Source organism: Aerococcus sp. L_32, assembly GCF_050689315.1.
Genome location: NZ_JBOEQF010000729.1, coordinates 1 through 902, shown reverse-complemented (window position 1 = coordinate 902; position 902 = coordinate 1). Strand labels below are relative to the sequence as shown.

The following is a 902-nucleotide window of genomic DNA, read 5'->3' as shown; positions in this document are numbered from 1 at the left end:
TGCCTTTGTGGCATACTGCTTTATTATATATCAACAAAATCCCTTTGCCAATCAAGTATGAGCAAAAGCCGAACATTTTTCTCATTATTTTTAAAGTATAATTATTGGACAAGCGAAATTTGGTCATGCTATGATGAAAGTGTAAAAATTGTAGCAAAAAATCAGCCAATTGAATTCAACGCATTTGCCAAATTTGTGAGGTATAAAATGACGAATCTATTGTTTAACACATGGAATGCACGATTGAATAAGTTACTAGCTAACGGTTTTGACTGCCCTTGTGCCCTTGATGCTACAGTCCTTACACCGACTACAATGAAAATATCTATTAAAAATCCTAGCGTTTGACCTTAGTGTCTGACGCTATTTTTTTGTGTATTTTCACACCTTTAGGAGGAAAGATAACATGAAAAAATGTATGATCGCTATCAAACAACACAGTGTTAACCTCGCGTTTGTTAACCGGATGATGCATTCAAAAGCTGTTCCGCCGTAAGGAGGTGATCCTTTGTATCTCGGTGCTAGCCGTTAATAGCTAAATATTAAAATATATATTAATCAAAATACCAAATCATCAACAAGCCTAAAAGCCAACAGTTAAGCAGCATCGTTTGTTGAATGGGACCCTCTAAAGTTAGACCAAAAATCTAGCTTTAGGGGTTATTTTTTTGTCAAAATGGTCACTGGATGCTGAACCGGCAGTTATCAATTGCTTTACAAGTACAATACAAAAAAGAGCTGACCATTATACGGTCACCTCTCATAAAATTCGTCTAAATTCTTACAGTAATACGGCTGCTGCTAGGGCGCGCTGTACATCATATACCACGTCGCCACCTCTAAATTGTAGGGCGATTGTTGGTTGGTCGTTACCAGATAAGTAAATATCTACTTCAGCATCT

Annotated in this window: 1 protein-coding gene; it reads left to right on the top strand. The window is 36.8% G+C overall.

Features of this window, described 5'->3' with window-relative positions; translation table 11 throughout:
- Positions 1 to 348 (top strand): hypothetical protein (locus ACRCJ0_RS16010; protein WP_431391162.1); only part of this gene is annotated, 348 nt, incomplete at its 5' end.
- Positions 349 to 902: the final 554 nt, after the last annotated feature.